Consider the following 26,080-nt stretch of genomic DNA (forward strand, 5'->3'; position numbering starts at 1 on the left):
TATACACCCACAACCCCCCACCCGAGATAACGCATTTTCTCTTGGGCTCGGATTTGTTTAAAAGCCACCGCGGCCGGGGTGGGGTGTCGTGGCGGCAGCCGTGCTGGCGGCTGCCGCCGTGGCCCTGCTGGTGCTGATGGTGCTGCGCCCGTGGGAGGGCGAGGCGCCGCCGGCGGGCGGGTTCGACGTCGACCCCGCCCGCGTGGCGGAGCTGGAGGCCGCGGAGGCGGAGCGGGCCGTCGAGAACCTGGCGGCGGCCGGCGAGGTCGCGGTCTCCGCCCAGGAGCGGCTCCTGCCCGTGATGGACGGGCTGTACGAGACGCTGCCTGTCGGCGGCGGGTCCGAGGACGGCGCGACGCCGCCGACGTCGGCGGAGCTGGACGAGTGGCGCGCCGCCGTCGACGAGGTGACCGCGGAGATGGAGGCGCTGCCGACCGGCTCGTCCGAGCACAACATCGTGCGCAACGGGCTGATGCTCTCGACCCGGCTGCTGGGCGACACGCTCGACGTCCTCGAGCTGGCGGCGGCGGACGGCGGGCCGGACGCGACGGACGACTCGGCACGGCTGTACGACGTCGCCGGCGACCTGCGCACGCGTGCGGTGGACGCGTGGGCGGTGGCCGCGGTCCAGCTCGACCTGCAGCACATCGAGGCGGACCGCGGTCACCTGCACGCGTTCCTGCCGCTGCACTCGGGCATGAACGCCGAGGGCGAGGCGCACGGCGACCACTGAGCTCAGTCGAACAGCCGCCGGAACACGTTGGTGTCGGCCAGGTCGACGAGCTCGTCGCCGCGCCCCGACAGGATCGTGCGGATCGCGTACAGCGTGAAGCCCTTGACCTGCTGGGCGGTGATCGCCGGCGGGATCGACAGCTCCTGCTGGGCCGTGACGACGTCGACCAGCGCCGGGCCGTCGTGGTCGAACGCGGCCCGCAGCGCGCCCTCGAGGTCGTCGGGCCGCTCCACCCGCTGGCCGTGGATGCCCATCGCGTTCGCGACGTCGGCGAAGCTCGGGTTGTCGAGCTGCGTGCCGAAGTTCACGAAGCCGGCCGCCTTCATCTCCACCTCGACGAAGTTGAGGGAGGAGTTGTTGAACACCACGATCTTCACGGGCAGCTTGTTCTGCCGGACGGTCAGCAGCTCACCGAGGAGCATCGCGAGGCCGCCGTCGCCCGACAGGGCGATCACCTGCCGCCCGGGGAACGCCGACTGGGCGCCGATGGCGTGCGGCAGGGCGTTCGCCATCGTGCCGTGGCTGAACGATCCGATCAGGCGGCGCCTGCCGTTCATCGTCAGGTACCGGGCCGCCCAGACGACGGGGGAGCCGACGTCCGGGATGAACACCGCGTCCTCGCTCGCCAGCTCGCTCACCAGGCGCGCGACGTACTGCGGGTGGATCGGTTCGCGGTTGCGGTCGTTGTCGGCGAGGTCGTCGAGGTCCTTGCGCGTCCTCGCGTAGTGCTTGAGGGCGGAGTCGAGGTGCTTGCGGTGGGTGTGCTCGTCGAGCAGCGGCAGCAGCGCGTCGATGGTGTCGCCGACGTCGCCCACCAGCCCGACGTCGATCGGCGTGCGCCGCCCGAGCTGTTCGCCCCGGAGGTCGACCTGCACGATCTTCGCCCCCGCCGGGTAGAACTGCTGGTAGGGGAAGTCGGTGCCGAGCATGAGCAGCGCGTCGCAGCTCTCCATGGCGCGGTAGCCCGAGGAGAAGCCCAGCAGGCCGGTCATGCCGACGTCGTACGGGTTGTCGTACTCGAGGAACTCCTTGCCGCGCAGCGCGTGCACCACCGGTGCCCCGAGCCGCCCGGCGAGGGCGACCACCCGCTCGTGGGCGCCCTCCGTGCCCGCGCCGCCCAGGATCGTCACCTTCTTCGCCGCGTTCAGGATGTCGGCGGCCCGCCGCAGCTCGGCGTCGCGCGGGCGGACGACACTCTGTGCCGCCCGGATCGGCGCCGACTTCCTGCGGCCCGTGCTCTCGGCGAGGAAGATCTCGCCGGGGATGACGACGACGGCGACACCGCGCTTCTCGACCGCCGTCCGCATGGCGATCTCGAGCACGCGCGGTAGCTGCTCCGGCAGGCTCACCAGCTCGGTGTAGACGCTGCACTCCCGGAACAGGTCCTGCGGGTGCGTCTCCTGGAAGTAGTTGCTGCCGATCTCGGCTCCCGGGATCTGCGCGGCGATCGCGAGCACCGGCACCCGGCTGCGGTTGGCGTCGAAGAGCCCGTTGATCAGGTGCAGGTTGCCCGGCCCGCAGCTCCCGGCGCAGACGGCCAGCTCGCCGGTCAGCGCGGCCTCGGCGGCCGCGGCGAAGGCTGCAGCCTCCTCGTGCCGCACGTGCTGCCAGGCGACGCCGTCGCTGGTCCGGATGGCGTCGGTGAAGCCGTTCAGCGAGTCGCCGGGCAGGCCGTAGACCCGCTCGACGCCCGCATCCTTGATGATCTCGACGATCGTGTCAGCGACATTGGTCATGACGTGCGCCCCCTGGGTCCGCCTCGGTCTGTTGCGCTGCCCGTGCGACGTTACCGGCGATGACCCGCTTCTTCATGTCGGGTCGGACCATGCAGAAAAGTGTGCCAAGCGCGCTGCAACCGGACCGCGGACGCCCAGGCCGCGGACCCCGGACCGCGGGTCAGCCGATGCCCGCGAGCGCCTCGCCCAGCGGGGTGCGGGTGTGCAGGACGCGGACACCGTTGCGGCGGCTGTCGATCAGGCCCGCGTCCCGCAGGACGGTGAGGTGGTGCGACGCCGTCGACACCGCGAGCTCGGTCAGTGCCGCGCACTCGGAGGTCGACAAGGGCTGCTGGAGCTCGAGGACCAGGCGGGCGCGGGCCGGTCCGAGCAGGGCGGACAGTGCGGCGAGGGCGTCCGCGCCGTCGCGGTGCCAGGTCTCGGACACTCCGTGGGCCGGGTAGAAGATCGTCGGTTGGGCGGGACGTTCGGTCAGGACGGCGCAGCCGCGGGTCGCCATCATGACCGACGGGACGAGCACCAGGCCGGTGCCGCCGCAGTCGACGACCTCCTCGTGCCGCGTCATCTGGACGCGCACGATCTCGTCGGCCCAGGTCACCGTGGAGTGCAGGGTGGAGGCCATGTCCGCGAGGCCGGTGTCGCTGCTGCGGCGCGCGCGGACGCCGATGTCGGCCCGCAGCAGGCGGAGCATCTGCGGCCAGACGGGCGCGAGCAGCGTGTCCCAGACCTCCTGCCAGGCCTCGACGATCACCTTCCGGGCGTGGTCCGGTGCCGCGATCAGGTCGCGGATCTCCTGCTGCCGGGCGCCGGTCGAGCGGAGCACCATCTTCTCGAGGTCGAACCGGAGCCGTTCGTCGGGGACCTCACGCAGCCGTTCGGCCTCCTCCTCGGGAGTCATGTCGCCCGACGGCGTGGCGGTGAGGAAGTCGGGCATGTAGCCCTCGACGCCGCTGATGACCGCCATCAGGCGGAAGGCCTCGCTGGGTGGTCTGCCGCTGCCCTGGATTCCGGCCTGGACGCTCGCCTGGACGCTCCGGAACCAGCCCCAGTGCAGGGGTGCGCTCTGCGGGCGAAGGATGGTGCGCACGGCGTGCACGAGCTCGTGGCCTGGGGAGATGCCGAACCGCACCGCTGAGATGTCGCTGGAGCCGAGCCGGAACTCGACGAACTTTCGATCCACGTCGAAAGCGTAGTCAGTGGGTGCGCGGGCGGCGGAGAGTGGGGCTCATCAGGACGCAGTCTTCACCCGAGAGGAAGTACCCATCATGAACAGCTCCGCAGCCGCCACCACCACCGCCACCGCCACCACCACCACCGCCACTGCCGCCGCCACTGCCGCCGCCACCGCTCCCGTGGCGATCCCCGCCGACGACCTCCGCATCGGCGAGAGCCGCACCCTCCGGTTCGAGGGCGCCCGGTACGGGTCGAACGTGTCGTTCTTCCTCGTCACCTCGGACCCCGGGCAGGGTCCGGGCCTGCACCGGCACCCCTACGACGAGACCTGGTCGGTGCTGGAGGGCGAGGCGACCATCGTCGTCGGCGACAGGACGTTCGTGGCCCGGGCCGGCGACACCGCCGTGGCGCCCGCCGACACCTGGCACCGCTTCACCAACACCGGCACCGGGACGCTCCGGATCGTCTGCATCCACGCCTCCGCCGTGATGATCCAGGAGAACGCCTCCGAGGACTGATGAGTTTCCTTGTCTCGTCTCGTCCACGGCACCGATAGTCAGACCACAAGTCAGCTCGACCAGAACGGAGCAGTCCCATGACCCAGTACTTCCTGACCCTTCCGCACGACAGTGCGGAGGAGCCGACGATGGAGTCGATGCAGGAGATGGATCCAGCCGAGCTGGAGGCGGTGTTCGCCGCCGTCGGCGCCTTCAACACCGCGCTGACCGAGTCCGGGGCGCTCGTCGCGGCGGGCGGCCTGCAGCCGCCGTCGACGGCGATCACCGTCAACGCCTCGGGTGGCGACGTGGAGCGCGTCCCTGGTCCGTTCGTGGAGGCGCCCGAGTACGTGGGCGGCTTCTGGATCATCGACGTCGCGGACGAGGAGACCGCGCTCGGCTGGGCCGAGAAGGCCTCCGCCGCCCTGCAGTCCCGCATCGAGGTCCGCGCCCTCCAGGAGGCCCCGGACCAGTAACCACCGTCCCGTTGAGTGCTGGGTATCTGCCCTCGAGAAGGACCTGCGGGGGCGAATACCCAGCACTCAACGGCGTTGTGGGTCTGGGGGCGGGGCGACCGGGGCCGGGCCCGCGGGGATCGGCTCCTCGAACACCAGCAGCGTGTGCGTGTTCAGGATGCCCTTCATGCCCTGGATCTGGTCCAGGATCAGGTGCCGCAGGTCGGCGTTGTCCCGGGCGCGGACGAGCAGGACGAGGTCGAACTCCCCGCCGACCAGCCCGATGTGGTCGACGCCGCGCAGGGTGCGCAGCTCCTCGCGGACCGAACGCCACTCCGCCTGCTCCAGGTTGACCGTGACGTAGGCCGACGTGCCGAGCCCCGCGAGCACCGGGTCGATGTCCGCGCTGTACCCGCGGATGACCCCGCTGGACTCGAGCCGCTGCACCCGGGCGTAGGCGTTGGCCCGCGAGATGTGCAGCTTCTCGGCCAGCGAACGCATGGACATCCGGCCGTCGTGCCGGAGCTCGTCGACGATGCGCTGATCGACGTCGTCGAGGCCTGGTGCCACTTGTCTCGCAGCCACGCCCTCAGCCCCTTCGCTGCTGGACATTTGGATCGCATTACCCGCACATTGCTGGACGGCTTCTCGGATCCTCGCCGTTGATGGATTCCGAATAGAACCTTGACGAGTATATCTCTATGACAAGTGACGTGGATCGCATGTTGCCGTCGAGGACGCCGGTCATGCTGCTCGGTCCGGACGGTCGTCCGACGGCCGCGGGCGCCGCGCACCTGCCCGCGGCGGACGAGCTGCTCCGGGGCCTGGCAGGCATGGTCGCGGCCCGCCGGTTCAACGACCAGGCCAGCGCCCTCGTCCGGCAGGGACGCCTTGCCGTCTACCCCTCCTCTCACGGCCAGGAGGCGTGCCAGGTCGCCGCCGCGCAGGTGCTCGACCGCGAGGACTGGCTCTTCCCGACCTACCGCGACACCGCGGCCGTCGTCGCGCGCGGGGGCGACCCGGTCGAGGTGCTCGGCCTGCTCAAGGGCGACTGGCACTCGGGGTACGACCCCTACGAGCTGCGCGTCGGACCCCTGACGACGCCGCTCGCCACGCAGCTCCCGCACGCCGTCGGGGTGGCGCACGCGGCCCGGCTGCGCGGGGAGCGCACCGTCGTGCTGGCGATGTGCGGCGACGGCGCCACGAGCGAGGGTGACTTCCACGAGGCACTGAACTTCGCCGCCGTCTTCCACGCGCCGGTCGTCTTCTTCGTCCAGAACAACCAGTACGCGATCTCGGTGCCGCTGGCCAGGCAGTCGGCCGCTCCGTCGCTGGCGCACAAGGGCGTCGGCTACGGCATCCCCGGGGAGCAGGTGGACGGCAACGATCTCGCCGCCCTCCTCGACGTCCTGTCCGGAGCCGTGGCGCGGGCCCGCGCGGGGGAGGGACCCCAGCTCGTCGAGGGGCGCACCTACCGGGTCCAGGCCCACACCAATGCCGACGACGCCACCCGCTACCGCACCGACGACGAGGTCACGGCGTGGGCGGCCAAGGATCCGCTGGTCCGGCTCGAGGCCTACCTCCGCGCCGAGGGCATCCTCGACGACGCCGGCGCCGCGGCGCTCACCGAGGCCGCCGAGGAGGTCGCCCGGCGCACCCGGGACGGCATGAACCGGGACGTCGAGCCCGACCCCGACGACCTGTTCCGCTTCGTGTACTCGCGCCCGACGCCGCAGCTCGTTGAGCAGCTCGCCGTCGTGCACGACGAGCTGAGCCGGGAGCAGTCGAGCCGAACCGAACCTAGTGACGCGTCCGACCGGGTGGAGGCCCACCGATGACCACCACCGCCGTCGCACACGAGACGCTGAGCACTGCGCAGGCGATCAACCGGGCGTTGCACGACGCGATGGCCGAGGACCCGTCGGTGCTCGTGCTCGGCGAGGACGTCGGCCTGCTGGGCGGCGTGTTCCGGGTCACCGACGGCCTCACCGCGACGTTCGGTGAGGACCGCTGCTTCGACACCCCGCTCGCGGAGGCCGGTATCGCGGGCTTCGCCGTCGGCCTGGCCATGAACGGCATGCGTCCCGTGATCGAGATGCAGTTCGACGCCTTCGCCTATCCCGCCTTCGAGCAGGTGGTGAGCCACGTCGCCAAGATGCGGAACCGCACGCGCGGCCGCGTCGAGCTGCCGCTGGTCATCCGGGTCCCGTACGCGGGCGGTATCGGCGGGGTCGAGCACCACTGCGACTCGTCCGAGTCGTACTACGCGCACACGCCGGGCCTGCACGTCGTCGCGCCGTCGAACCCCTCGGACGCCTACGCGCTGCTGCGCGAGGCGATCTCCTCGCCCGACCCGGTGGTCTTCCTCGAGCCGAAGAAGCTCTACTGGGCGAAGGGCGACGTCGCCCTGGGCCGCGACCACAAGCCCGGCATCGGCACGGCGGTGGTCCGGCGCCAGGGCACCGACGCGACCCTCATCGCCTACGGGCCTGCCGTGCCGGTCGCCCTGGAGGCCGCCGAGGAGGCCGCGCGCGAGGGTCGCAGCCTGCAGGTCGTCGACCTGCGCTCGATCGTGCCGTTCGACGACGCAACGGTCTGCGCGGCCGTCGAGTCGACGGGCCGTGCCGTCGTCGTCGCAGAGGCCGCAGGCTTCGCGAGCGTCGCGTCCGAGATCGCGGCCCGGGTGAGCGAACGCTGCTTCCACTCGCTGTCGGCGCCGGTGCGGCGCGTGACCGGGTTCGACATCCCGTACCCGCCGCCCAAGCTCGAGCACCTCCAGCTGCCGTCGGTCGACCGGATCCTCGACGCCGTCGACGACCTCCAGTGGGAGGACGCATGACCACCACCACGACGGAGCAGACCTTCCTGCTGCCCGACCTGGGCGAGGGGCTGACCGAAGCCTCGGTGGTGCAGTGGCTCGTCGCAGAGGGTGACGTCGTCACGGTGGACCAGCCCGTCGTGGAGGTCGAGACGGCCAAGTCCGTCGTCGAGGTGCCCAGTCCGTACGCGGGCCGGGTAGTGGTGCTCCACGCCGCCGAGGGGGAGCTCGTCGAGGTGGGCAGGCCGCTGATCACGATCGGCGTCGCCGGGGCTGCTGCCGTCACCGGTGACGCGGGGGTGGCCGCCGAGACCTACCGTGAGGAAGAGCGGGCGGGCTCCGGCAACGTGCTCATCGGGTACGGGACCTCCGCGCATCCCGGTTCGGGCCGACGGCGGCGGCCACGCGCCGCCCGGTCGACGGCGGCTCTTGGTGCCGTTGTTCCGGCCGTTGCTGGGCCCTCGGTCATTGCCGCTGCTTCGGCCGGTGCCGCGACCTCGCACGGCGCCGGGACCTCGGCCGCCGGCCCGGTGAAGGTGGTCTCGCCCATCGTCCGGCGGCTCGCCCGTGAAGCGGGGCTGGACCTGCGCGCGATCGCGCCGACCGGGGCGGGCGGCGTCGTCACCAGGTCCGACGTGTGGACCGCCATCGAGCGGGTGCGGCAGACGCCGGTGTCGGTTTCAGCGCAGGCGCAGGCGCAGGCGCAGGCGCCGGCCGCCGTCGGGCCGAGCGCTCCCGCTGCGGACGGAGCCCGCGGGGAGCGGCGCATCCCGCTCAGCGGCTTCCAGAAGACGGCCGCCAAGGTGCTGTCGCGGAGCCGCGCGGAGATTCCCGAGGCGACGGTCTGGGTCGACGTCGACGCGACCGGGCTCTGGAACCTGCGCGAGGCCGCCCGGGCTCCCGGCGATCCGGGGCCGGGTCTGCTCGCCTATGTGGCGCGGTTCGTCGTCGCCGGACTCAAGGAGTACCCGGTGCTCAACTCCAGACTGGACACGGAGCGCGACGAGATCGTCATGCCCGGCGTCATCAACCTCGGCGTCGCCGTACAGGGGCAGCACGGGCTGGTCGTCCCCGCGTTGCTCGACGCCGGCTCGATGACCACCACCGAGCTCGACGTGGCCCTCCGCGACCTCGTCGCCCGCGCCCGCACAGGCAAGGTGACCACCGAGGAGCTCACCGCGGGCACGTTCACGCTGAACAACTACGGCGGGTTCCGGGTCGACGGCAGCGCGGCGATCATCAACCACCCGCAGGTCGCGATGCTGGGTCTCGGCCGCATCATCGACCGCCCGTGGGTGGTCGACGGCGAGATCGTGCCGCGCAAGATCGCGCAGATGTCCTTCGTCTTCGACCACCGGGTCTGCGACGGCGGGACGGCGGCAGGCTTCATGCGCTCCATCGCCGACGCCATCGAGGATCCCGCCGCGGCGATCGTCCGGCTCTGACGGTGTGCTGTTGAGTTGTGGTGGTTGGTGGTGCGGTCGGTGTGGGCTGTTGGTCTCGGCGGGGCGTCGGGATGGTTCACGGGTTGGCCAGGTCCATCTGTTGCGCTGAAGGGTTATCCACAGATTTGAAATCCAGCGAGCGGAACGTACGAATGTTCGAGATAATAGGTGCAGTGAAGGAGTGAGAGCTAGAGCGGGCGATCAGGACGGGCGGGGGTGGGCATCGTGGAGCAGACGACGGACAGCATGCCTGCTGGTGGCCTGCCTGCTGCGGCCTCGATCGAGGACGTGCTGGCCCTGCTCGAGACGGCGACCGGGCAACTGACCGCGCTGACCGACCCCGAGGTCCTGACCGGGTGGGATGCCCCGAGCATCAGTCGCCTGGCCGACGCACACACCCGCATCCGCCGGATCACCGGCCGGTTGGACGGGGTCCGGTACACGCTGCTGCCCCGGATTGAGAACGAGGGTTCCTGGCGGGCCGGTGGCTCGGCCCGCACGTTCACGACCTGGCTCCGCCTGCGCGAAGGTGTGTCCGCGTCCACGGCGGGTAAGGACATGACGATCGCGCGTCGCCTGGCGACCGCACTGCCCGTGACGCGGGAGCGCCTGGTCGCCGGCACCCTCGGGGCCGACCACGCGAGGGTGATGACGGAGGTCGCACCCACCAGCGAGACCCGTACCGACGCACTGGCGTGGTTGATCGATACCCGCACCGGCCACACCACGACACCGGAAGAGTTCGTGCAGAGTGTGCCGGTCGACTTCCCCGACCCCGTAGACGACCCCGACGGCACCCACACCCGAGAACTAGTCACCCAGGTGTTGGAGGACGCGGTCACGGACGGCACCCTGACCACCGGTGAAGGCGTAGTCCTGCGGGAAGCCAATGTGTTGAACGCGGACCAGTTTCGGAAGGTCGCGCGCCGGTTCGCGACCATCACCGACCCCGACACCGACGACCTCGACGACGACAAAGCCGCCCGAGGCGAGTTCTTCGACCTCGCCAAGACGTTCGGCGGGTACCACGTGGCCGGGTTCCTCACCGACGAGCACGGCCTGCAACTCACCACCGCCCTCAACGCGGTCCTCGGTGCACCGTCCGCGGACGACACTCGCACCACGACGCAGCGTCGCGCACAAGCCCTCGCGGACGTGGCCCGCGTGGTCCTGGACACGAACCAGGCTTCCCCAGGAGCGTTGATCGCACCGCACCTGAACGTCACGGTGTCGTGGAACGAGTTCGTCACTCAGGTCACCCGGACCCGGGACGGGCTGTGCCTGTCCTGCGGACAGGCGCGACCTGGTCGCGGCAACCGGACGGGCACCGGCCCCAACATCGCGGGCACCAGCACTGGCACTGGCACTGGCACTGACACGGGCGCTGGGGACAGCACCAACACGGGTGCGGGCGTTGGTGCAGGCGCGGTGAGCACCGATTCAGTGAGCACGGGCCCAGCGGTCGCAAGCCCGACCGGAAGCCCGACTGGAAGCCCAGTTGGAACCCCAGCCGGTAGCCCGGCCAGTGGTCCAGCCGGTAGCCCGACCGGCAGTCCGGGCGGCAGCCCAGCCGCAACCCCAACCGGAACCCCAACCGGAACCCCAACCGGAACCCCAACCGGAACCCCAACCGGTAGTCCGACCGGTGGTCTGGGTGGCTGGAGTACCACGGACACCCCGCTGCCCGGGACAGTGACCGGGTTCCTGACCCCGGGTGGGCCGGTGTTCACCGAGACCGGTGAACGCGCTCCCCGCGCACTGATACGCCGCCTGGCCTGTCACAGTGCGGTGACCCGGATCGTGTTCGGACCCGACGGCGCCGTCCTCGACGTCGGACGCGCCCAACGCACCGTGTCCGGGCAGATGCGTCGCGCCGTCATCGCGAGAGACCAGCACTGCGTCTGGCCAGGGTGTGACCAGCCACCGTCCCGGTGCGAGGTCCATCACGCGATCACCCACTGGGCCGACGGCGGAAACACCTCCGTGGCCAACAGTGCGTTGCTGTGCTGGTACCACCACCAGCTCGTCGATGCCAAGGGCATCACCATGCACTGGACCGGCAAGCCCACCAACACCACCAACACCGGCACCAACACGGCCGGCACCCCGGCCGGTGCGCTGTTGGAGACCGGGTGGGCGTTCACCGACGCCCGCGGGCACCGCATCCGCCTACCCGAACCCATCGACGCCCCACTCCCACCGGGCACCGACCAGACCACCGAGCCGCCACCACTAACCGAAGCCGAGCGCCCGGCCGGTCGAGCCTGGCGGGACCCGAACCGCCTGATCGGACTTCCGAGCCCGCCAGTCCACCTCACCCGGCAGTCCCGGCTCGCCGGCTAGTTCACCGGCTTGACCAGCGCGACAGCCACTCGACACCGAGCTGGACGCCGGGCTCCCACGCTTCCGGCCCGCCGGGCTCCCACGCTGCCGGGCGCCGGGCTCCCACGCTCCCTCCTTCCGCTCACCGACCCGCGGACCATCGCGGTCCCGGTGGGCGAGCTCGGCGACTCAGCCCGTGGCAGGTCCGTCTTGCCGCGCAGACCGGCCGGAACAGCGGGCGGCTGACGACGAGCTCGACGAAACTCAGACCCGTCAGCAGTGCGACCCGAACCGCGTCAGCGCGGCTCGATCAGCTGGTTGGTGATGCGGGCCGTGCAGATGCGACGGTCCTGGTCGTCCGTCACGACGATCTCGTGGGACGTGGTCGTCCGGCCGAGGTGGATCGGCGTCGCCGTGCCGGTCAGGATCCCGTCCGTGGCGCCCCGGTGATGGGTGATGTTCAGGTCCACGCCCGCGCACACCTTGCCCACCGTGCTCGCGTGGATCAGCGCGCACCAGGATCCCAGCGCCTCCGCGAACGCTGCCGTCGCGCCGCCGTGCAGGCGGCCGAGCGACTGGGTGTTGCCCGCCACCGGCATGGTGGCGACCACCCGCTGCGCCGACTGCTCCAGCACGCGGATGCCCAGCTTCTCGTCGAGCGCGCCCAGCGTGATCGTCCAGGGCTTCGTCGCTGTCATGCCGTCACCGTACGACGCCGTCCCGCGCCGGACCCAGGCCCTCGAAGAGCACGCTCGAGATGGTGCGGGCGAGCGCGTCGGCGGGCAGCGGCCCGCCGGGCCGGTACCAGTCGGCGAGGGAGTTGACCATGCCGAAGACGAGCCGGCTGATGACCTCGGGGTCGATGTCGTCGCGCAGGTCGCCCTCCGCGGCGGACTGCCGGACGAGCACGGCGAGGCGTTCGTCGATGTGCCTGCGTCGTTCCATCGCCGAACGCTCCACGTCGCTGTTGCCGCGGACGCGCAGCAGCAGCGTGACGGCCGGCAGGTTGTCGGCGAGGATGCGTACGGCCGCCTCGACGGTGGTCCGCAGGCGGATGGAGCTGGGCTCGCCGTCCGTCGCGACCGACGCCGTCTCGACCGCCTCGCTCAGCCCCTCCAGCGCCTCGTCGAGGGCCGCCGCGAGCAGCGCCTCCTTGCTGACGAAGTGGTGATACACCGCCGACTTGGTGACACCCAGCTCGGCCGCCAGGTCGCTGATCGACGTCGCGTCGTACCCGCGCTGGTTGAAGAGTGTGATCGCCGTCCGGAGCACCGCCTCGCGGTCGTGACCCGGCCGCCCCCGCGGACGGCGGGCGGGCGCGTCCGCCGACGTCGCATCTGTGGTCATGGCGTCATCGTCCCAGACGAGAGGCCGGCCGGAGGCCGGATGGGTGGCCAGGGAGGCGGCCCCGGCACACTGCCACCGCACGCGACCTGCCGACGAAGGCGTGCGGTGTGCTGGGGCCACCCTTCGGTCGTCAGTGATCGGTCCGGTGGGCGGTCTTCGCGACCAGCGTCAGCACGTCGTAGGTCGCCACCAGTGCGTCGTCCTGATTGGTGACCGTCGCGTCCCAGCGCACCTCGCCGTAGTCGGCGGAGGTGCGCGGCGTGATCTGCTTGACGGTCAGGCTCACCCGGATGGTGTCGTCCACCTTGACGGGGGTGAGGAACCGCAGGCTGTCGACGCCGAAGTTGGCCAGCACCGGACCCGGGTCCGGGTCCACGAACAGTCCGGCGGCCAGGGACACCACGAGGTAGCCGTGCGCGACGATGCCGCCGAAGAACGGGTTCGCCGCCGCGGCCTCCGGGTCCGTGTGCGCGTAGAACGTGTCGCCGGTGAACTCCGCGAAGTGGTTGATGTCGTCGAGCGTGACCGTCCGTGTCGCCGTCTCTATGGTGTCGCCGACACGCAGCTCGGCCAGCGACTTGCGGAACGGGTGCACGCCGTCGAGCAGGCGTCGTGAGCCCGTGGTCCACCGGCCGGTGACCGCGGTGAGCATGTCGGGGGAGCCCTGGATCGCCGTACGCTGCATGTGGTGCAGGACGGCGCGCACACCGCCCAGCTCCTCACCGCCGCCGGCGCGGCCCGGGCCGCCGTGCACGAGCATCGGCAGCGGGCTGCCGTGGCCGGTCGACTCGGCGGCGTCGTCGCGGTCGAGGATCAGCAGCCGGCCGTGCCAGGGGGCGAGCCCGCGGGCCACGTCCCGCGCGACCTGCGGGTCGTGGGTGGCGAGCGACGCCACCAGGCTGCCGTGGCCGCGGGCGGCCAGGTCGACGGCCTCCTCGACGGTCCCGAAGGTGAGCACCGTGGCGACCGGCCCGAACGGCTCGACCTCGTGCGGCTCCGCCGCGCCGGGGCGGGCCCGGAGCAGGACGGGGGAGAGGAAGGCCCCGCGTTCGGCGTCGGCGCCCACGACGTCGACGTGCGCCGGGTCGCCGTACACGATGTCGGCCGAGGTGCGCAGCGCCTCGATGGCCTTGCGCACCTCGTCGCGCTGGCCGAGGCTCGCGAGCGCGCCCATCCGGACGCGTTCGTCCGCCGGGTCGCCGACCGTGATCCGGTCCAGGCGCGCGCTGATCGCCTCGACGACGGCGTCGGCGAGCGGTTCCGGGACGATGACGCGCCGGATCGCCGTGCACTTCTGGCCGGCCTTGACCGTCATCTCGGTGACGACGCCCTTGACGAACAGGTCGAACTCCGGGTCCTCCACCGTCACGTCGGGGCCGAGGATCGAGCAGTTCAGCGAGTCGGCCTCGACGCCGAGGCGGACGCCGCGGTGCAGCACCGCCGGGTGCTCACGCAGGATCGCGGCCGTGTGCGCCGAGCCGGTGAACGCGACGGCGTCCTGCTCGCCGAGCTCGTCCAGCAGCGTGCCCGCGCTGCCGCAGACGAGCTGCAGGCTGCCCTCCGGCAGGATGCCGGAGGCGATGATCCGCCGGACCACCGCCTCGGTGACGTACGCCGTCTGGCTGCCGGGCTTGACGATGCTGGGCAGGCCCGCGAGGAACGCGGGCGCGAGCTTCTCGAGCATGCCCCACACGGGGAAGTTGAAGGCGTTGATCTGCACGGCGACGCCGGGGCGCGAGGTGTACAGGTGCTGGCCCACGAAGGTGCCGCCCCTGCCGAGCGGTTCGAGCGCGCCGTCGAGCACCACCGTGTCGTCCGGGAGCTCACGCTTGCCCTTGCTCGCGAAGCTGAACAGCGTGCCGATGCCGCCGTCGACGTCGACCATCGAGTCGCGCCGGGTCGCGCCCGTGCGGAGCGAGAGCGCGTAGAAGTCGTCCTTGAACCCGCCAAGGTGCAGGGCGAGCTCCTTGAGCAGCGTCGCGCGCTCGTGGAACGTCAGCTGCCGGACGGCGGGACCGCCGACGTCGCGGGCGTGGGCGACCAGCGCCGCGAAGTCGAGGCCGTGGCTCGAGACGCGGGTGACCTCCTGCCCGGTCACGGCGTCCAGCACCGGTTCGCCGTCGTCCGTCCCGCGGAACCAGCGGCCCGCGACGTAGCTCTCGAGCTGTGTGCTCACTGTCTGCGTGCTCAGTGTCTCTGTGCTCACCGGCTCTGTGCTCACTGTGCGCATCCCCTCGGATCGACCGATCGGCAGTGATCGGCATCGGTCTGCCCGGGCCGTTGTGCAACCCGCTGCGGCTGTGTCAATCTAGTACAGAACGATCGGTCAGTAAATAGTCGCAGCCGCGCCCTGGAGGTGCCCATGCCGGTAGTCGCCGAGCCCGAGCCGCAGACCGGGCCAGAGGCGGAGCCTGAGAGTGAGGCCCAGCTCGAGGCGCGCTTCCGGGCAGTGATCGACCGCAAGGACCGCATCGAGCCCCGCGACTGGATGCCCGACGCCTACCGCAGGACGCTCGTGCGTCAGGTCGCCCAGCACGCCCACTCCGAGATCATCGGCATGCAGCCCGAGGGCGGCTGGATCGGCCGCGCGCCGTCGCTGCGGCGCAAGGCGATCCTGCTCGCCAAGGTGCAGGACGAGGCGGGCCACGGCCTCTACCTCTACTCGGCGGCGGAGACGCTCGGGGTCTCGCGCCAGGAGCTCACCGAGATGCTGATCAGCGGCAGGCAGAAGTACTCCTCGATCTTCAACTACCCGACGCTCTCGTACGCGGACATGGGCACCATCGGGTGGCTCGTCGACGGCGCGGCGATCTGCAACCAGGTGCCCCTGTGCCGCACCTCGTTCGGCCCCTACGGGCGGGCCATGATCCGCATCTGCAAGGAGGAGTCCTTCCATCAGCGGCAGGGCTACGAGCTGCTGACGACGATGATGCGCGGCACCGACGAGCAGCGGGCCATGGTCCAGGAGTCGGTGGACCGGTTCTGGTGGCCCTCGCTGATGATGTTCGGCCCGCCGGACGACGCCTCGCCCAACACCGCGCAGTCCATGGCGTGGGGCGTCAAGACGCACACCAACGACGAGCTGCGCCAGCGCTTCGTCGACATGACCGTGCCGCAGGCGAAGGCGCTCGGGGTGACCCTGCCCGACCCCGACCTGGTCTGGAACGAGGAGCGCGGCGCGCACGACTTCGGGCAGCCGGACTGGGCCGAGTTCTGGGAGGTCGTCAAGGGGAACGGCCCGTGCAACGCCCAGCGCGTGGCGCACCGCAAGAAGGCCTGGGACGACGGCGCCTGGGTCCGCGAGGCGGCGCTCGCCTTCGCGGCGCGCGACGGCGGTCCTGACGGCGGCCCTGACGGCGGCCCTGACGACGGTCCTGACGACGGTCGGGACGGCGGTCCCGACGGCGGCCCCGACGACGAGAAGGCGACGGTATGAGCAACCAGGTCAGCGGCGAGTGGCCGCTCTACGAGGTGTTCGTGCGCGGCAAGCGCGGACTGAACCACGTGCACGTCGGGTCGCTGCACGCGCCGGACGACCAGCTCGCCCTGCGCCACGCCCGCGACGTCTACACGCGTCGCAACGAGGGCGTGAGCATCTGGGTGGTCCGTTCGTCCGCCATCACGGCGTCCAGCCCGGACGAGAAGGACCCGCTCTTCGCGCCCAGCGGGGACAAGGTCTACCGGCACCCGACGTTCTACGAGATCCCGGCCGACGTCCCGCACATGTAGGTCCCGTACCCGTGGGCCCCAGCACCTGTAGGGAGAGCACGACATGCCTGACGTCCGGACGCACGAGCCCGACGACCACGACAGCGCCTACTCGGGGCTGCTCGTCAACGACGCCCACTGGGCCTTCGGGACCGACTTCGAGGACCCGCTCGCCGGCGTGGACACCACGGTACCCGACGGCGTGGACCCCGCGACGCTGGCGACCTACTGCCTGATGCTCGGCGACGACGCCCTGGTGCTGTCCCAGCGGCTGGCGGAGTGGTGCAGCAACGCGCCGGACCTCGAGGAGGACATCGCGCTGGCCAACATCGCGCTCGACCTGCTCGGCCAGGCGCGGCTGCTGCTCGCGCGGGCGGCCGCCGCCGACGGTGCGCAGGTGCCGGCGCTGCCCGACGGCTCGCCCGTCCCGGACGAGGACCGGCTGGCGTTCTTTCGCGACGCGGAGCAGTTCCGCAACGTGCGGCTCGTGGAGGTGCCGGGCGGTGACTTCGCGCAGACCGTCGTCCGGATCCTGCTGTTCTCCGCGTGGCGCCTGGCGCTCCTTGACCGGCTGTCTGACCCGCTGTCTCAGAGCCGCGACGCCGTGCTCGCCGCCGTGGCCGCCAAGGGCGTCAAGGAGCTGACCTATCACCGCGACTTCGCCGGGCGCTGGTTCCTGACCCTGGCCCGCGGCACCGAGGAGTCGCGACGGCGGCTGCTCGCCGGGCTCGACGAGCTCTGGCCGTACTGGTCGGAACTCTTCGAGACGCACGACGTCGAACGGGCGGCCGCGCTGTCCGGCGTCGGCGTCGACCCGGCGGGCGTCGCCGCCGACGTCGAGGCGGTGCTCGACCAGGTGCTCACGGCGAGCGGCGTCGACCGGCCCTCCGGCGGGCAGGACAGCGGCGAGGCGACCGCGGCGCTGACCCGCCGTACCGGAGACGCCGAGTCAGCGCCGTGGTCGGACCAGCCGGCTGACTCGCGGGGCCGCGACGGCCAGCACACCGAGGCCCTCGCCGAGCTGCTCGCCGAGATGCAGGTGGTCGCCCGGGCACACCCCAGGGGGCAGTGGTGAGCACTGCCCTCGACCAGGACCGCGCGCTCGCACGGGCGCGGGACGCGGCCTCCGCCGTCGTCGACCCGGAGCTGCCGATGCTCACGCTGGCCGACCTCGGGGTCCTGCGCGAGGTCACCGTCGGCGCGGACGGCGCCGTCGTCGCCGCGATCACGCCGACCTACTCCGGCTGCCCCGCCATGGCGGCGATGCGTGACGACCTCGTGCGCGAGCTGCGCGCCGCCGGTTTCGCCGACGCGCGCGTACGGGTGGTCCTCGAACCCGCCTGGACCACCGACTGGATCACGCCCGCCGGGCGGGCGGCGCTCGCCGCCGCCGGGATCTCGCCGCCCGGGCCGGCTCAGCGGCGGTCCGGACCGGTGCCGCTGCGGCTCACGCCCACGCGGCGTGCCGTCCGCTGCCCGCGGTGCGGGTCGGACGACGTCCAGGTCGGCTCGGAGTTCGGCTCCACCGCCTGCAAGGCGCTGTACCGCTGCCGGGCCTGCCTCGAGCCGTTCGAGCACGTGAAGGAGATCTGACGTGACTACGACGTCCCGCACCGCCACGTTCCACACGCTCACCGTGACCGACGTCGAGCAGCTCACCGATGACGCGGCCGCCGTGACGTTCGGCCTGCCCGACGAGCTGCGGGACGTGTTCGACTTCGCCGCCGGCCAGTCGCTGACGCTGCGGCGCACCGTCGCAGGCGTCGAGCAGCGCCGCAGCTACTCCATCTGCGCGCCGGCGGGCAGCGCGCCGCGGATCGGCGTCCGCGAGGTTCCGGACGGGCTGTTCTCGACGTGGCTGGTGCGGGAGGTGCGTCCCGGCGACCGGGTGGAGGTGCTGCCCCCGAGCGGCAGCTTCCGGGCCGACCCCGCCGAGGGCGGGCGGCACCTGTGCATAGCGGCGGGTTCTGGCATCACGCCGATGCTCTCGATCATGGCAACGGTGCTCCGCAACCCCGACGCCCGGGTGACGCTGCTGTACGGCAACCGCACGACCAGCTCCGTGATGTTCGCGGAGGAGCTCGCCGACCTCAAGGACGCCCACCACGACCGGCTCGACCTGGTCCACGTGCTGTCCAGGGAGCCGCGCGACGTCGAGCTGTTCTCCGGCCGGCTCGACGGCGACCGGCTGCGCGACCTGCTCACCCTCGTCGTGCCCGTCGGCGGCATGGACCATGTGTGGCTCTGCGGGCCGTTCGGCATGCTCACCGAGGCCCGCGCGGTGCTGGCGGAGCTCGGCGTCCCCGCCGAGCGGGTGCACTCCGAGCTCTTCTGGGTCGACGAGCCCCCGCCCGAGCTGCGGCATCCGGACCGGGTGGTGGACGGCGCGACGAGCGAGGTGACGGTGATCCTCGACGGCCGGTCGACGACCAGTGCCATGCCGCAGGACGAACGGCTCCTCGACGCAGCGCAGGAGATCCGCGCCGACCTGCCCTTCGCGTGCAAGGGCGGGGTCTGCGGCACCTGCCGCGCGAAGGTCCGCGCGGGCGAGGTCGACATGGTGCGCAACTACGCGCTCGAACCGGAGGAGGTCGCCGCGGGGTTCGTGCTGACCTGCCAGACGTACCCGGTCAGCGACGAGGTCACCGTGGACTTCGACGCATGAACGGGCTGCGACGCATGACAGGCTTCGACGCATGACAGGCTTCGACGCATGACCGCGCCGCTGCTGGTCGAGGAGCACGACGACCGGGTGGTCCTGCGGCTGAACCGGCCGGAGGTCCGCAACGCGATCGACCGGGCGATGGTCGACGCCCTGCACGCCGCGTGCGCCGCGCTGGAGGCCGTGCCGCGGGTGGCGCTCCTGATCGGTGCAGGCGGCACCTTCGCGGCCGGGGCGGACATCGCCCAGCTCCGCGAACGACGGCGCGACGACGCGCTCGCCGGGATCAACTCCGGCGTCTTCGAACGCGTCCGGAAGCTGCCGATGCCGGTGATCGCGCTCGTCGACGGGTACGCGCTCGGGGGCGGCGCGGAGCTCGCGTACGCGTGCGACTTCCGGATCGGCACCCCCGCGACGAAGATCGGCAACCCCGAGCCGGGCTTCGGGATCCTCGCGGCGGCCGGCGCGGCCTGGCGGCTCAAGGAGCTCGTCGGCGAACCCCTCGCCAAGGAGGTGCTGCTGGCCGGCCGCGTGCTCGACGCCCAGGAGGCGCTCGCGGTGCGCCTGCTGAGCGAGGTGGTCGACGCCGGCGACCTCGAACCGGCCGGGCACCGGCTCGCCGACCGCATCACCGCCCAGGCGCCGGTCGCCGTGCGGCTCACCAAGTCGGTCCTTGACGCGCCGCGGGACGCGCACCCGCTGGTCGACGACATAGCGCAGGCGGTGCTGTTCGAGACCCAGGAGAAGACGGACCGGATGACCGCCTTCCTCGAACGTCGCCCTGGAAGCCGCCCTGGAAGCCGCCCTGGAAGCCGCAAGGAGCAGCGATGACCGCGGAGACCGCAAGCACCCAGGGCGCCCCGGGCAGGGCCGGCGCTCCCGGCACGGCCGGCACTCCCGGCACGGCCGGCACGCCCGGCGCCGCCGACGTCGTCCCGCGGACCGTGCCCGAGACGGTGGGTGTGTACGGCGGCGGCCGGATGGGCGGCGGGATCGCGCACGCGTTCACGGTCGCCGGGGCGGCCGTCACCGTGATCGAGAGCGACGCGGCGTCGGCCCGGGCGGCCCGCGAGCGGATCGAGGCGAGCCTCGCCAAGGCGGCGGCCAAGGGCGCAGGGGAGGCCGGGGGCGCGCGGCCGGCGGGCACGTTCGAGGTGGTGACCGACGCAGCGGCCCTGGCCGGCTGCGCGCTCGTCGTCGAGGCGGTGCCCGAGCTGGTCGACCTCAAGCACGACGTGCTGCGGCGGATCGCAGCGGCTGCACCCGGCGCGATGATCGGCAGCAACACGAGCTCCCTGTCGATCGATGTCCTGGCGGAGGCTCTGCCCGACCCGTCGCGGCTGGTCGGCCTGCACTTCTTCAACCCCGTCCCGGTGAGCGCCCTGGTCGAGGTGGTGGTCGGACGGCGGACCGCGCCCGGCCTGGTCGAGTCGGCCCGGGGCTGGGTCGCCGGCCTGGGCAGGACGGCGATCACGGTCAGGGACTCGCCGGGCTTCGCCAGCAGCCGGCTCGGTGTGGCGATCGCGCTGGAGGCGATGCGCATGCTGGAGGAGGGCGTGGCCGACGCCGCCGACATCGACACGGCGATGACCCTGGGCTACCGGCATCCGGTGGGCCCGCTGCGCACGACCGATATCGTCGGGCTCGACGTACGGCTGAGCATCGCCGAACACCTCGAACGGGAACTGGGGCCGCGGTTCGCGCCGCCGCGGGTGCTCCGGGACAAGGTCGCGGCCGGTGAGCTGGGCCGCAAGACCGGCAAGGGTTTCTACACCTGGTGACGCCATCGACGTGTCAGACCCACAGGTCACCGGGGTGACCCCTGCGTCTGACACGTTCGTGCAGGTTCGGACCGCAAACTTGGAGGAGTGGCCATGAGCGATACCCCCGTCGTCGTCGACCGCAGGGACGCGGTGGCGACGATCACGCTGGACGACCCCGAGCACCGCAACGCGCTGACCTCCGCGGCCAAGGTGCTGCTGCGCGACGCCGTGGCGGACATCGCGGCCGACGACCAGGTCCGCGCGGTGGTGCTCACGGGGTCGGCCAGGGCGTTCTGCCTGGGCCAGGATCTCGGCGAGCACGCGAAGGCCCTGGAGGACGGTGCGGAGGCGGCGTTCGCGACGGTCCGTGAGCATTACACGCCCATCGTCCGGAACCTGCTGACCATGCCCAAACCGGTGATCGCCGCGGTGGGCGGCACCTGCGTCGGCGCGGGGCTCGGCCTCGCGCTGGCGTGCGACCACCGGGTCTTCGCGGCCGGCGTCAAGCTGGCGACCGCCTTCGCCGGGATCGGGCTGACCTTCGACACGGGGCTGTCGGTCACGCTGCCGCGTGCGGTGGGGGACGCCCGGGCGAAGGAGCTGATGCTGTTCGGGCGCACCTTCACCGCCGAGGAGGCCATCGCCTGGGGCATCTCCGGCGAGACGGTGAGCGCAGAGGACGTGCTCCCCAGGGCCGTCGACCTCGCCAGACAGCTCGCCGCCGGGCCGACCGCCGCGTTCGCGCAGAGCAAGCGCCTGATCGGGCACGCACCGGGCCTCAGTCTCGACGAGGCGCTCGAGGCCGAGGCGCTCGGACAGCTCGCGTGCGGCGCGACGCGCGACCACGCGGACGCCGTCGCCTCGTTCCTGAACCGGGAGACGCCGGTCTTCACGGGTCGGTGAGGGGGCGGCGGCAACGGACCGGACTCGCGAGCCGGGCGACGTACTGCGAGGCCGCCCCGCTGCGCGTGCTCAGCTCGCGACGGCGGTCCGCTGTCGGGCCGCGGGCAGCCTGCTGATCAGGCCGTGGCGCGGGCTGAACAGGTAGACCAGCAGGAACGCGGCACCCTGCACGAGGACGACGAGCCCGCCCGAGGCGGCGTCGAGCCAGTAGCTGAGGTAGATGCCCACGACCGAGCAGGCCGCCGACAGCACGGGGGCGATCACGAGCATGCGTCCGAACCGGTCGGTGAGCAGGTGCGCGGTGGCGCCGGGGATGATCAGCATCGCCACGACCAGGATCACGCCGACCACCTGGAGGGCGACGACGGCGGTCAGGGCGAGCAGCCCGAGCAGCAGGGCGCCGAGGAACCGGGGCGAGAGCCCTATCGCGTGGGCGTGCATGGGGTCGAACGCGTACAGCGTCAGGTCACGGCGCTTGAGGACCAGGATCACGAACGCGATAGTGGCCAGGACGGCGATCTGGACGAGGTCCGGGTTCGAGACGCCGAGGATGTTGCCGAAGATGATGTGGTTCAGGTCCGTGTTGCTCGGCGTGACGGAGATGAGGACGAGGCCGAGCGCGAAGAGGGTGGTGAACACGATCCCGATGGCCGCGTCCTCCTTGACCCGGCTCGTGCCCCGGATCGCGCCGATCAGGGCGACGGCGAGGAACCCGAACACGAGGGCGCCGAGCGCGAACGGCGCACCGAGCACGTAGGCGATCACCACCCCGGGTAGGACGGCGTGGGAGACGGCGTCGCCCATCAGCGACCAGCCGACCAGCACGAGCCAGCACGAGAGCAGCGCGCAGACGACGGCGGCGATGACCGTCGTCACGAGGGCGCGGACCATGAAGTCGAACTGCAGCGGCTCCAGCAGGAGGTCGAGGAGGCTCATGCGGATCCCTCCCGGTCGAGGTCCCGGTCGGAGTCCCTGTCGGAGTGCCGGTCGAGCACGTCCAGCCCGAACGCGCGGGCCAGGTTGTCCGGTCGCAGCGCCTCCGCGACCCCGCCGTGGAACAGGACCCTGCGCAGCAGGAGCACCGCCTCGTCCGCGAGCCGGGGGAGGGCGTGCAGGTCGTGGGTGGAGACCAGGACGGTCCTGCCGTCGTCGGCGAGCTCTCTGAGCAGCCGCACGATGGTGGCCTCCGAGCGTTTGTCGACGCCGGCGAAGGGTTCGTCCAGCAGGAGGATCCGGGCGTCCTGCGCGATACCGCGCGCGACGAACGCACGCTTCCGCTGCCCGCCCGAGAGCTGCCCGATCTGCCGGTCGGCGTAGCCGGTGAGCTCGACGCGCTCGAGCGCCTCGGCGACGGCGGCGTGGTCGGCGTGCCGCGGCCGCCGGGTCAGGCCCTGGCGCCCGTAGCGGCCCATCATGACGACGTCCCGGACGGAGACGGGGAAGGCCCAGTCGACGTCCTCGCTCTGCGGCACGTACCCGACCAGGCCCCGCTTGCGGGCCGCGACCGGGGCGGCGCCGTCGATCAGGACGGTTCCGGCCGCGGGGCGGACCGTCCCCATGATCGTCTTGAACAGGGTCGACTTGCCCGACCCGTTCATCCCGACGAGCCCGGTCACCCGCCCGGGGGCGACGCGGAGCGACACGCCGTCCAGGGCCACGACCTCGCCGTAGCGGACGACGACGTCGGACACCTCGACGGCTGGGGCCCGGTGTGCTGGGGTGCGGTGCGCCGGGGTCGGGTGCGCGGGGATCATGATGCGCTCCCGGTGAGCGCGTCGACGATGGTCGTGGCGTCGTACCGGATCAGGTCGAGGTAGGTCGGCACCGGCCCGTCGGCCGCCGAGAGCGAGTCGACGTAGAGGGTGCCCCCGAAGGCCGCACCGGTCGCGTCGACCACCTGCCGCATGGGCTTGTCGGAGACGGTCGACTCGCAGAACACGGCGGGGACGTCGTTGGCCTTGACGAACTCGATGGCCGCGGTGATCTGCTGCGGGGTGGCCTGCTGCTCGGCGTTCACGGGCCAGATGTACTGCTCGGTCAGCCCGGCGTCGCGGGCGAGGTAGGAGAACGCGCCCTCGCAGGTCACCAGCGCCCGCTGGTTCTCGGGCAGGGCCGACAGCCCGGCGACGAGCTCGTCCTGCACCTCCTGCAGCTTCGCCTGGTAGGCCGCGCCGTTGGCCTCGAAGTCGGCGGCGTGCGCCGGGTCGAGCTCGGCGAACGCGTCGACCATGTTGTCGACGTAGCGCTGGACGTTCACCGGGCTCATCCACGCGTGCGGGTTCGGCTTGCCCGCGTAGGCGTCCTCCGTGATGTCCAGCGGCTCCACGCCGTCGGACACGACGACGTGCGGCACGTCCACCGACTCGACGAACTGCCCGAACCACGACTCGAGGTTGAGCCCGTTGTCGAGGATCAGGTCGGCCTCGGACGCCTTGGCGATGTCGCGCGGCGTCGGCTCGTACCCGTGGATCTCCGCGCCGACCTTGGTGATCGACTCGACACGCAGGTGGTCGCCGGCCACGTTCTGCGCGACGTCCGCGAGCACGGTGAACGTGGTCAGCACCACCGGCCGGTCGTCCGACCCCGAACCCTGCGCCGACGCCGCGCACCCTGACATGGCCCCGGCGACCACGGCCATGACCATGGGTATGGGCAGTGCGAGGCGGACGGCGGCGACGGCGCGGCGAGTGCTGGGCATGGCACGACCCTAAAAGTTCGGACACCCGAACACAAGCGCTCGCAGACCCAAACTCTGGGTCGGTCGCTAGCGCACCCGCAGGAAGATCGGGTTGGTGTAGAACCACAGGTCCTCCCACGGGTTGACCGCGCCGGGGACGTCCTGCGCGGGCCCCGCCGGGTCGACGTCCGCACCCAGGTAACCCGGCTGGCTCCGCTTGCCGTCCGTGCCGCGCAGGCGGACGTAGCCGTCGTGCTCCGCAACGAAGGAGCGGGTGAGCGTCACCGAACCCGACCGTCCCGCGGTGTCCCACGAGTGGATCACCCGCGTGTCCGGCGCGTAGAGCGCGTCCCGGTCCGCGACGGGACCGGTGACCCTGCCGCGGATCAGGTCGACGCGGGCCAGCTCGGGCAGGAGCCCCGCGTAGTTGACGCTCTTGGCGAGGTCGACGGTGACGATCAGCTCCACCTCCGTCCCTGCCGCGACCACGAGCTCCTCGCCGAGCGTGGCACGACGCCGGTGGCCGCCCCACGCCTTGGACCGGAGCTGGACGTCCAGCCCGGCGACGAGGTCGCCGAACGAGACCCACATGCGCCCGGCCCGCATCGCGTCCATCACCGCGCGGTAGCTGAAGTCCTCGGCCCCCACCCAGGTCTTGTTGTACGCGCCGGGCGGGAACGAGCTGTACTCGGCGACCGGCCGGCCGACGCCGACCGGCGGCGGGTAGACGCCCGTCGTCTGGAACGTGTCGCCGTCCTCGTTGTAGGGGATCGTGTCGTAGCCCGTCTGGTCGAGCGGGTCGACCGGGTTCTTCACCCAGTCGCCGCAGCCCTGGTGGCCGTCCGACGTCGTGGTGATCCACCACCTCCGGCCCTCGGACAGCAGGCTGTCCCACACGCCGCCGACCGTGGCGGTCATCCAGTCGAACCCGCCCCAGGTGCGATAGCTCTCCTCGGGATACCCGGGGAACGAGTACGTGCCGGGGCCGCCGTCGTACAGCCCGCGTCCCCGCGCCATCCCCGGGGCGGGCAGGCCCGCCGCCTGGTGGCCGGGTGCCCCCTCGAAGCCGATGACGATGTCCGGCGCCGCGTCCTGCCAGGCCCGCAGCTCGCCAGGGGAGTCGATGCCCTTGCGGGCCGGGTGGTTGGGCAGCACCAGCGAGTCGGCGAGCCGTCCGGACCGGACCGTCGCCGCGATGTGCTTCAGCGCGGCGACCGCGAGCGCCTCGTTCTCCGGGGTGCCGTCCCGTGCGCCGACGACCAGGGCGTCGTACCTGTTCACGAGCTCCTGGAGCACCTCGGCCTCACGTGACCCCGGCGCCATCATGAACGTGGTGTGCTCGGCGCCCGGAATGTTCCACTCCAGGCCGTTGAAGACGAGCAGGTCCGCGCCGTGCCGCTCGCGGGCCGCGAGGATGTCCTTGCGCTGCGGGGCGATGCTGTGGGCCGCGAAGGACTGGTTGCCGTGATCGGTGATGACTATCCAGTCGAGCCCGCCGGCGACGGCCCGGGTCGCCTGGTCGTCGATCCGGTACATCGCGTCGTTGCTGTACCGGCTGTGCAGGTGGTGGTCACCCGCGAGCCAGACGTAGCCGCCCCGGCGCTCGCGGGTGCGGTGTGTGGCGGCGCTCGCGGGGGCGGCGCCCGCCGCGGCCGCGCCGGAGGCCACGATGCCTGCCCCGACGGCGCCGGCCCCGAGCAGGAAGCCGCGCCGGGAGGCGCTCAGGGGAGCTGCGCTGGGCGGGGCTGCGCTGGGCGGGGCTGCGCTGGGCGGGGCTGCGCTGGGCGGGGCTGCGCTGGGCGGGGCTGCGCTGGGCGGGGCTGCGCTGGGCGGGGCTGCGC

General features: G+C 72.1%; 25 protein-coding genes. 15 read left to right on the forward strand and 10 right to left on the reverse strand.

The genetic code is table 11. The annotated features are described in order from the left end of the window. Positions 1–88: 88 nt before the first annotated feature. The gene (locus ACFWE2_RS09095) at positions 89–733 is read left to right on the forward strand and encodes a hypothetical protein (RefSeq protein WP_377223894.1); all 645 of its coding nucleotides are present in this window, start codon (positions 89–91) and stop codon (positions 731–733) included. A 2-nt stretch (positions 734–735) separates the two neighbouring features. On the opposite strand, the gene poxB is transcribed toward ACFWE2_RS09095, so the two are convergent. Together poxB and ACFWE2_RS09105 are read right to left on the reverse strand one after the other, a co-directional pair. After that, the gene (gene poxB, locus ACFWE2_RS09100; protein ID WP_377223895.1) at positions 736–2,469 is read right to left on the reverse strand and encodes a ubiquinone-dependent pyruvate dehydrogenase; all 1,734 of its coding nucleotides are present in this window, start codon (positions 2,467–2,469) and stop codon (positions 736–738) included. A gap of 160 nt (positions 2,470–2,629) precedes the next feature. After that, positions 2,630–3,649 (reverse strand): ArsR/SmtB family transcription factor, encoded by a 1,020-nt coding sequence (locus tag ACFWE2_RS09105; protein WP_377223896.1) that lies wholly within the window; start codon positions 3,647–3,649, stop codon positions 2,630–2,632. Between the two features lie 85 nt (positions 3,650–3,734). Here ACFWE2_RS09105 and ACFWE2_RS09110 point away from each other — a divergent pair, with 85 nt between their 5' ends. Together ACFWE2_RS09110 and ACFWE2_RS09115 are read left to right on the forward strand one after the other, a co-directional pair. Then, the gene (locus ACFWE2_RS09110) at positions 3,735–4,160 is read left to right on the forward strand and encodes a cupin domain-containing protein (protein ID WP_377223897.1); all 426 of its coding nucleotides are present in this window, start codon (positions 3,735–3,737) and stop codon (positions 4,158–4,160) included. A gap of 77 nt (positions 4,161–4,237) precedes the next feature. Then, positions 4,238–4,615 (forward strand): YciI family protein, encoded by a 378-nt coding sequence (locus tag ACFWE2_RS09115; RefSeq protein ID WP_377223898.1) that lies wholly within the window; start codon positions 4,238–4,240, stop codon positions 4,613–4,615. Between the two features lie 66 nt (positions 4,616–4,681). Here the strand turns inward: ACFWE2_RS09115 and ACFWE2_RS09120 are convergent, their stop codons facing one another. Next, positions 4,682–5,179 carry an Lrp/AsnC family transcriptional regulator gene (locus tag ACFWE2_RS09120; protein WP_377223899.1) on the reverse strand — a complete coding sequence of 166 codons (498 nt, stop codon included), beginning with the start codon at positions 5,177–5,179 and terminating at the stop codon, positions 4,682–4,684. 137 nt (positions 5,180–5,316) lie between these two features. Between ACFWE2_RS09120 and pdhA the strand changes: the two genes are divergently transcribed. From pdhA to ACFWE2_RS09140, 4 genes are all read left to right on the forward strand, one after another. Further along, a complete protein-coding gene (gene pdhA / locus ACFWE2_RS09125; RefSeq protein ID WP_377223922.1) occupies positions 5,317–6,432 on the forward strand; it encodes a pyruvate dehydrogenase (acetyl-transferring) E1 component subunit alpha in 1,116 nt (371 codons plus the stop codon). Then, a complete protein-coding gene (locus ACFWE2_RS09130) occupies positions 6,429–7,433 on the forward strand; it encodes an alpha-ketoacid dehydrogenase subunit beta (protein ID WP_377223900.1) in 1,005 nt (334 codons plus the stop codon). The genes pdhA and ACFWE2_RS09130 overlap by 4 nt, the downstream gene beginning before the upstream one ends. Continuing rightward, the gene (locus tag ACFWE2_RS09135; RefSeq protein ID WP_377223901.1) at positions 7,430–8,857 is read left to right on the forward strand and encodes a dihydrolipoamide acetyltransferase family protein; all 1,428 of its coding nucleotides are present in this window, start codon (positions 7,430–7,432) and stop codon (positions 8,855–8,857) included. Before ACFWE2_RS09130 ends, ACFWE2_RS09135 begins: the two co-directional genes overlap by 4 nt. A 225-nt stretch (positions 8,858–9,082) precedes the next feature. Beyond that, entirely contained in the window at positions 9,083–11,200 is a 2,118-nt protein-coding gene (locus ACFWE2_RS09140) for a DUF222 domain-containing protein (protein WP_377223902.1), read from the forward strand. 275 nt (positions 11,201–11,475) lie between these two features. Here ACFWE2_RS09140 and ACFWE2_RS09145 read toward each other — a convergent pair whose 3' ends face one another. The 3 genes from ACFWE2_RS09145 to paaZ form a co-directional block, all read right to left on the reverse strand. Continuing rightward, the gene (locus tag ACFWE2_RS09145; RefSeq protein WP_377223903.1) at positions 11,476–11,877 is read right to left on the reverse strand and encodes a PaaI family thioesterase; all 402 of its coding nucleotides are present in this window, start codon (positions 11,875–11,877) and stop codon (positions 11,476–11,478) included. 4 nt (positions 11,878–11,881) lie between these two features. Continuing rightward, positions 11,882–12,526: a TetR/AcrR family transcriptional regulator gene (locus ACFWE2_RS09150; RefSeq protein WP_377223904.1), complete on the reverse strand. Its 645-nt coding sequence runs from the start codon at positions 12,524–12,526 to the stop codon at positions 11,882–11,884. A gap of 130 nt (positions 12,527–12,656) precedes the next feature. Next, on the reverse strand, positions 12,657–14,756 hold the full coding sequence (gene paaZ, locus ACFWE2_RS09155) for a phenylacetic acid degradation bifunctional protein PaaZ (protein WP_377223905.1): 2,100 nt from the start codon (positions 14,754–14,756) through the stop codon (positions 12,657–12,659). Positions 14,757–14,888: 132 nt separating this feature from the next. Here paaZ and paaA point away from each other — a divergent pair, with 132 nt between their 5' ends. From paaA to ACFWE2_RS09195, 8 genes are all read left to right on the forward strand, one after another. Next, positions 14,889–15,962 (forward strand): 1,2-phenylacetyl-CoA epoxidase subunit PaaA, encoded by a 1,074-nt coding sequence (paaA, locus tag ACFWE2_RS09160; RefSeq protein ID WP_377223906.1) that lies wholly within the window; start codon positions 14,889–14,891, stop codon positions 15,960–15,962. Then, complete coding sequence (gene paaB / locus ACFWE2_RS09165; RefSeq protein WP_116675566.1) at positions 15,959–16,255, forward strand: 1,2-phenylacetyl-CoA epoxidase subunit PaaB; 297 nt, start codon at positions 15,959–15,961, stop codon at positions 16,253–16,255. Before paaA ends, paaB begins: the two co-directional genes overlap by 4 nt. Before the next feature lie 43 nt (positions 16,256–16,298). Further along, complete coding sequence (gene paaC / locus ACFWE2_RS09170) at positions 16,299–17,309, forward strand: 1,2-phenylacetyl-CoA epoxidase subunit PaaC (RefSeq protein ID WP_377223907.1); 1,011 nt, start codon at positions 16,299–16,301, stop codon at positions 17,307–17,309. Then, entirely contained in the window at positions 17,306–17,827 is a 522-nt protein-coding gene (gene paaD, locus ACFWE2_RS09175; protein ID WP_377223908.1) for a 1,2-phenylacetyl-CoA epoxidase subunit PaaD, read from the forward strand. Before paaC ends, paaD begins: the two co-directional genes overlap by 4 nt. Position 17,828: 1 nt before the next feature. After that, positions 17,829–18,899, forward strand: a complete 1,071-nt coding sequence (gene paaE, locus ACFWE2_RS09180) for a 1,2-phenylacetyl-CoA epoxidase subunit PaaE (protein ID WP_377223909.1) — start codon at positions 17,829–17,831, stop codon at positions 18,897–18,899. A gap of 48 nt (positions 18,900–18,947) precedes the next feature. Further along, entirely contained in the window at positions 18,948–19,727 is a 780-nt protein-coding gene (locus tag ACFWE2_RS09185) for an enoyl-CoA hydratase/isomerase family protein (RefSeq protein WP_377223910.1), read from the forward strand. Then, positions 19,724–20,677 carry a 3-hydroxyacyl-CoA dehydrogenase NAD-binding domain-containing protein gene (locus ACFWE2_RS09190; protein WP_377223911.1) on the forward strand — a complete coding sequence of 318 codons (954 nt, stop codon included), beginning with the start codon at positions 19,724–19,726 and terminating at the stop codon, positions 20,675–20,677. Before ACFWE2_RS09185 ends, ACFWE2_RS09190 begins: the two co-directional genes overlap by 4 nt. 93 nt (positions 20,678–20,770) lie before the next feature. Further along, positions 20,771–21,562, forward strand: a complete 792-nt coding sequence (locus tag ACFWE2_RS09195; protein ID WP_377223912.1) for an enoyl-CoA hydratase/isomerase family protein — start codon at positions 20,771–20,773, stop codon at positions 21,560–21,562. 69 nt (positions 21,563–21,631) lie between these two features. Here ACFWE2_RS09195 and ACFWE2_RS09200 read toward each other — a convergent pair whose 3' ends face one another. The 4 genes from ACFWE2_RS09200 to ACFWE2_RS09215 all read right to left on the reverse strand — a co-directional run. After that, on the reverse strand, positions 21,632–22,498 hold the full coding sequence (locus ACFWE2_RS09200; protein WP_377223913.1) for a metal ABC transporter permease: 867 nt from the start codon (positions 22,496–22,498) through the stop codon (positions 21,632–21,634). Continuing rightward, positions 22,495–23,316 carry a metal ABC transporter ATP-binding protein gene (locus ACFWE2_RS09205; RefSeq protein ID WP_377223914.1) on the reverse strand — a complete coding sequence of 274 codons (822 nt, stop codon included), beginning with the start codon at positions 23,314–23,316 and terminating at the stop codon, positions 22,495–22,497. Before ACFWE2_RS09205 ends, ACFWE2_RS09200 begins: the two co-directional genes overlap by 4 nt. Continuing rightward, a complete protein-coding gene (locus tag ACFWE2_RS09210) occupies positions 23,313–24,260 on the reverse strand; it encodes a metal ABC transporter substrate-binding protein (RefSeq protein ID WP_377223915.1) in 948 nt (315 codons plus the stop codon). The genes ACFWE2_RS09205 and ACFWE2_RS09210 overlap by 4 nt, the downstream gene beginning before the upstream one ends. A gap of 66 nt (positions 24,261–24,326) precedes the next feature. Then, the coding region (locus tag ACFWE2_RS09215) for a PHP domain-containing protein (RefSeq protein WP_377223916.1) at positions 24,327–26,080 on the reverse strand (1,754 nt) is incomplete at its 5' end.

This window comes from Promicromonospora sp. NPDC060271, from assembly GCF_042726755.1.
Classification (GTDB): Bacteria; Actinomycetota; Actinomycetes; order Actinomycetales; family Cellulomonadaceae; genus Promicromonospora.

Coding starts and splice junctions, on each gene's coding strand:
- paaC (WP_377223907.1), top strand. CDS start 16,299: ATGCCTGACGTCCGGACGCACGAGCCCGACGACCACGACAGCGCCTAC.
- ACFWE2_RS09185 (WP_377223910.1), top strand. CDS start 18,948: ATGACCGCGCCGCTGCTGGTCGAGGAGCACGACGACCGGGTGGTCCTG.
- paaA (WP_377223906.1), top strand. CDS start 14,889: ATGCCGGTAGTCGCCGAGCCCGAGCCGCAGACCGGGCCAGAGGCGGAG.
- pdhA (WP_377223922.1), top strand. CDS start 5,317: ATGTTGCCGTCGAGGACGCCGGTCATGCTGCTCGGTCCGGACGGTCGT.
- ACFWE2_RS09210 (WP_377223915.1), bottom strand. CDS start 24,260: ATGCCCAGCACTCGCCGCGCCGTCGCCGCCGTCCGCCTCGCACTGCCC.
- ACFWE2_RS09145 (WP_377223903.1), bottom strand. CDS start 11,877: ATGACAGCGACGAAGCCCTGGACGATCACGCTGGGCGCGCTCGACGAG.
- ACFWE2_RS09110 (WP_377223897.1), top strand. CDS start 3,735: ATGAACAGCTCCGCAGCCGCCACCACCACCGCCACCGCCACCACCACC.
- paaB (WP_116675566.1), top strand. CDS start 15,959: ATGAGCAACCAGGTCAGCGGCGAGTGGCCGCTCTACGAGGTGTTCGTG.
- paaZ (WP_377223905.1), bottom strand. CDS start 14,756: ATGCGCACAGTGAGCACAGAGCCGGTGAGCACAGAGACACTGAGCACG.
- ACFWE2_RS09195 (WP_377223912.1), top strand. CDS start 20,771: ATGAGCGATACCCCCGTCGTCGTCGACCGCAGGGACGCGGTGGCGACG.
- ACFWE2_RS09150 (WP_377223904.1), bottom strand. CDS start 12,526: ATGACCACAGATGCGACGTCGGCGGACGCGCCCGCCCGCCGTCCGCGG.
- ACFWE2_RS09205 (WP_377223914.1), bottom strand. CDS start 23,316: ATGATCCCCGCGCACCCGACCCCGGCGCACCGCACCCCAGCACACCGG.
- ACFWE2_RS09200 (WP_377223913.1), bottom strand. CDS start 22,498: ATGAGCCTCCTCGACCTCCTGCTGGAGCCGCTGCAGTTCGACTTCATG.
- ACFWE2_RS09190 (WP_377223911.1), top strand. CDS start 19,724: ATGACCGCGGAGACCGCAAGCACCCAGGGCGCCCCGGGCAGGGCCGGC.
- ACFWE2_RS09130 (WP_377223900.1), top strand. CDS start 6,429: ATGACCACCACCGCCGTCGCACACGAGACGCTGAGCACTGCGCAGGCG.
- ACFWE2_RS09115 (WP_377223898.1), top strand. CDS start 4,238: ATGACCCAGTACTTCCTGACCCTTCCGCACGACAGTGCGGAGGAGCCG.
- poxB (WP_377223895.1), bottom strand. CDS start 2,469: ATGACCAATGTCGCTGACACGATCGTCGAGATCATCAAGGATGCGGGC.
- ACFWE2_RS09135 (WP_377223901.1), top strand. CDS start 7,430: ATGACCACCACCACGACGGAGCAGACCTTCCTGCTGCCCGACCTGGGC.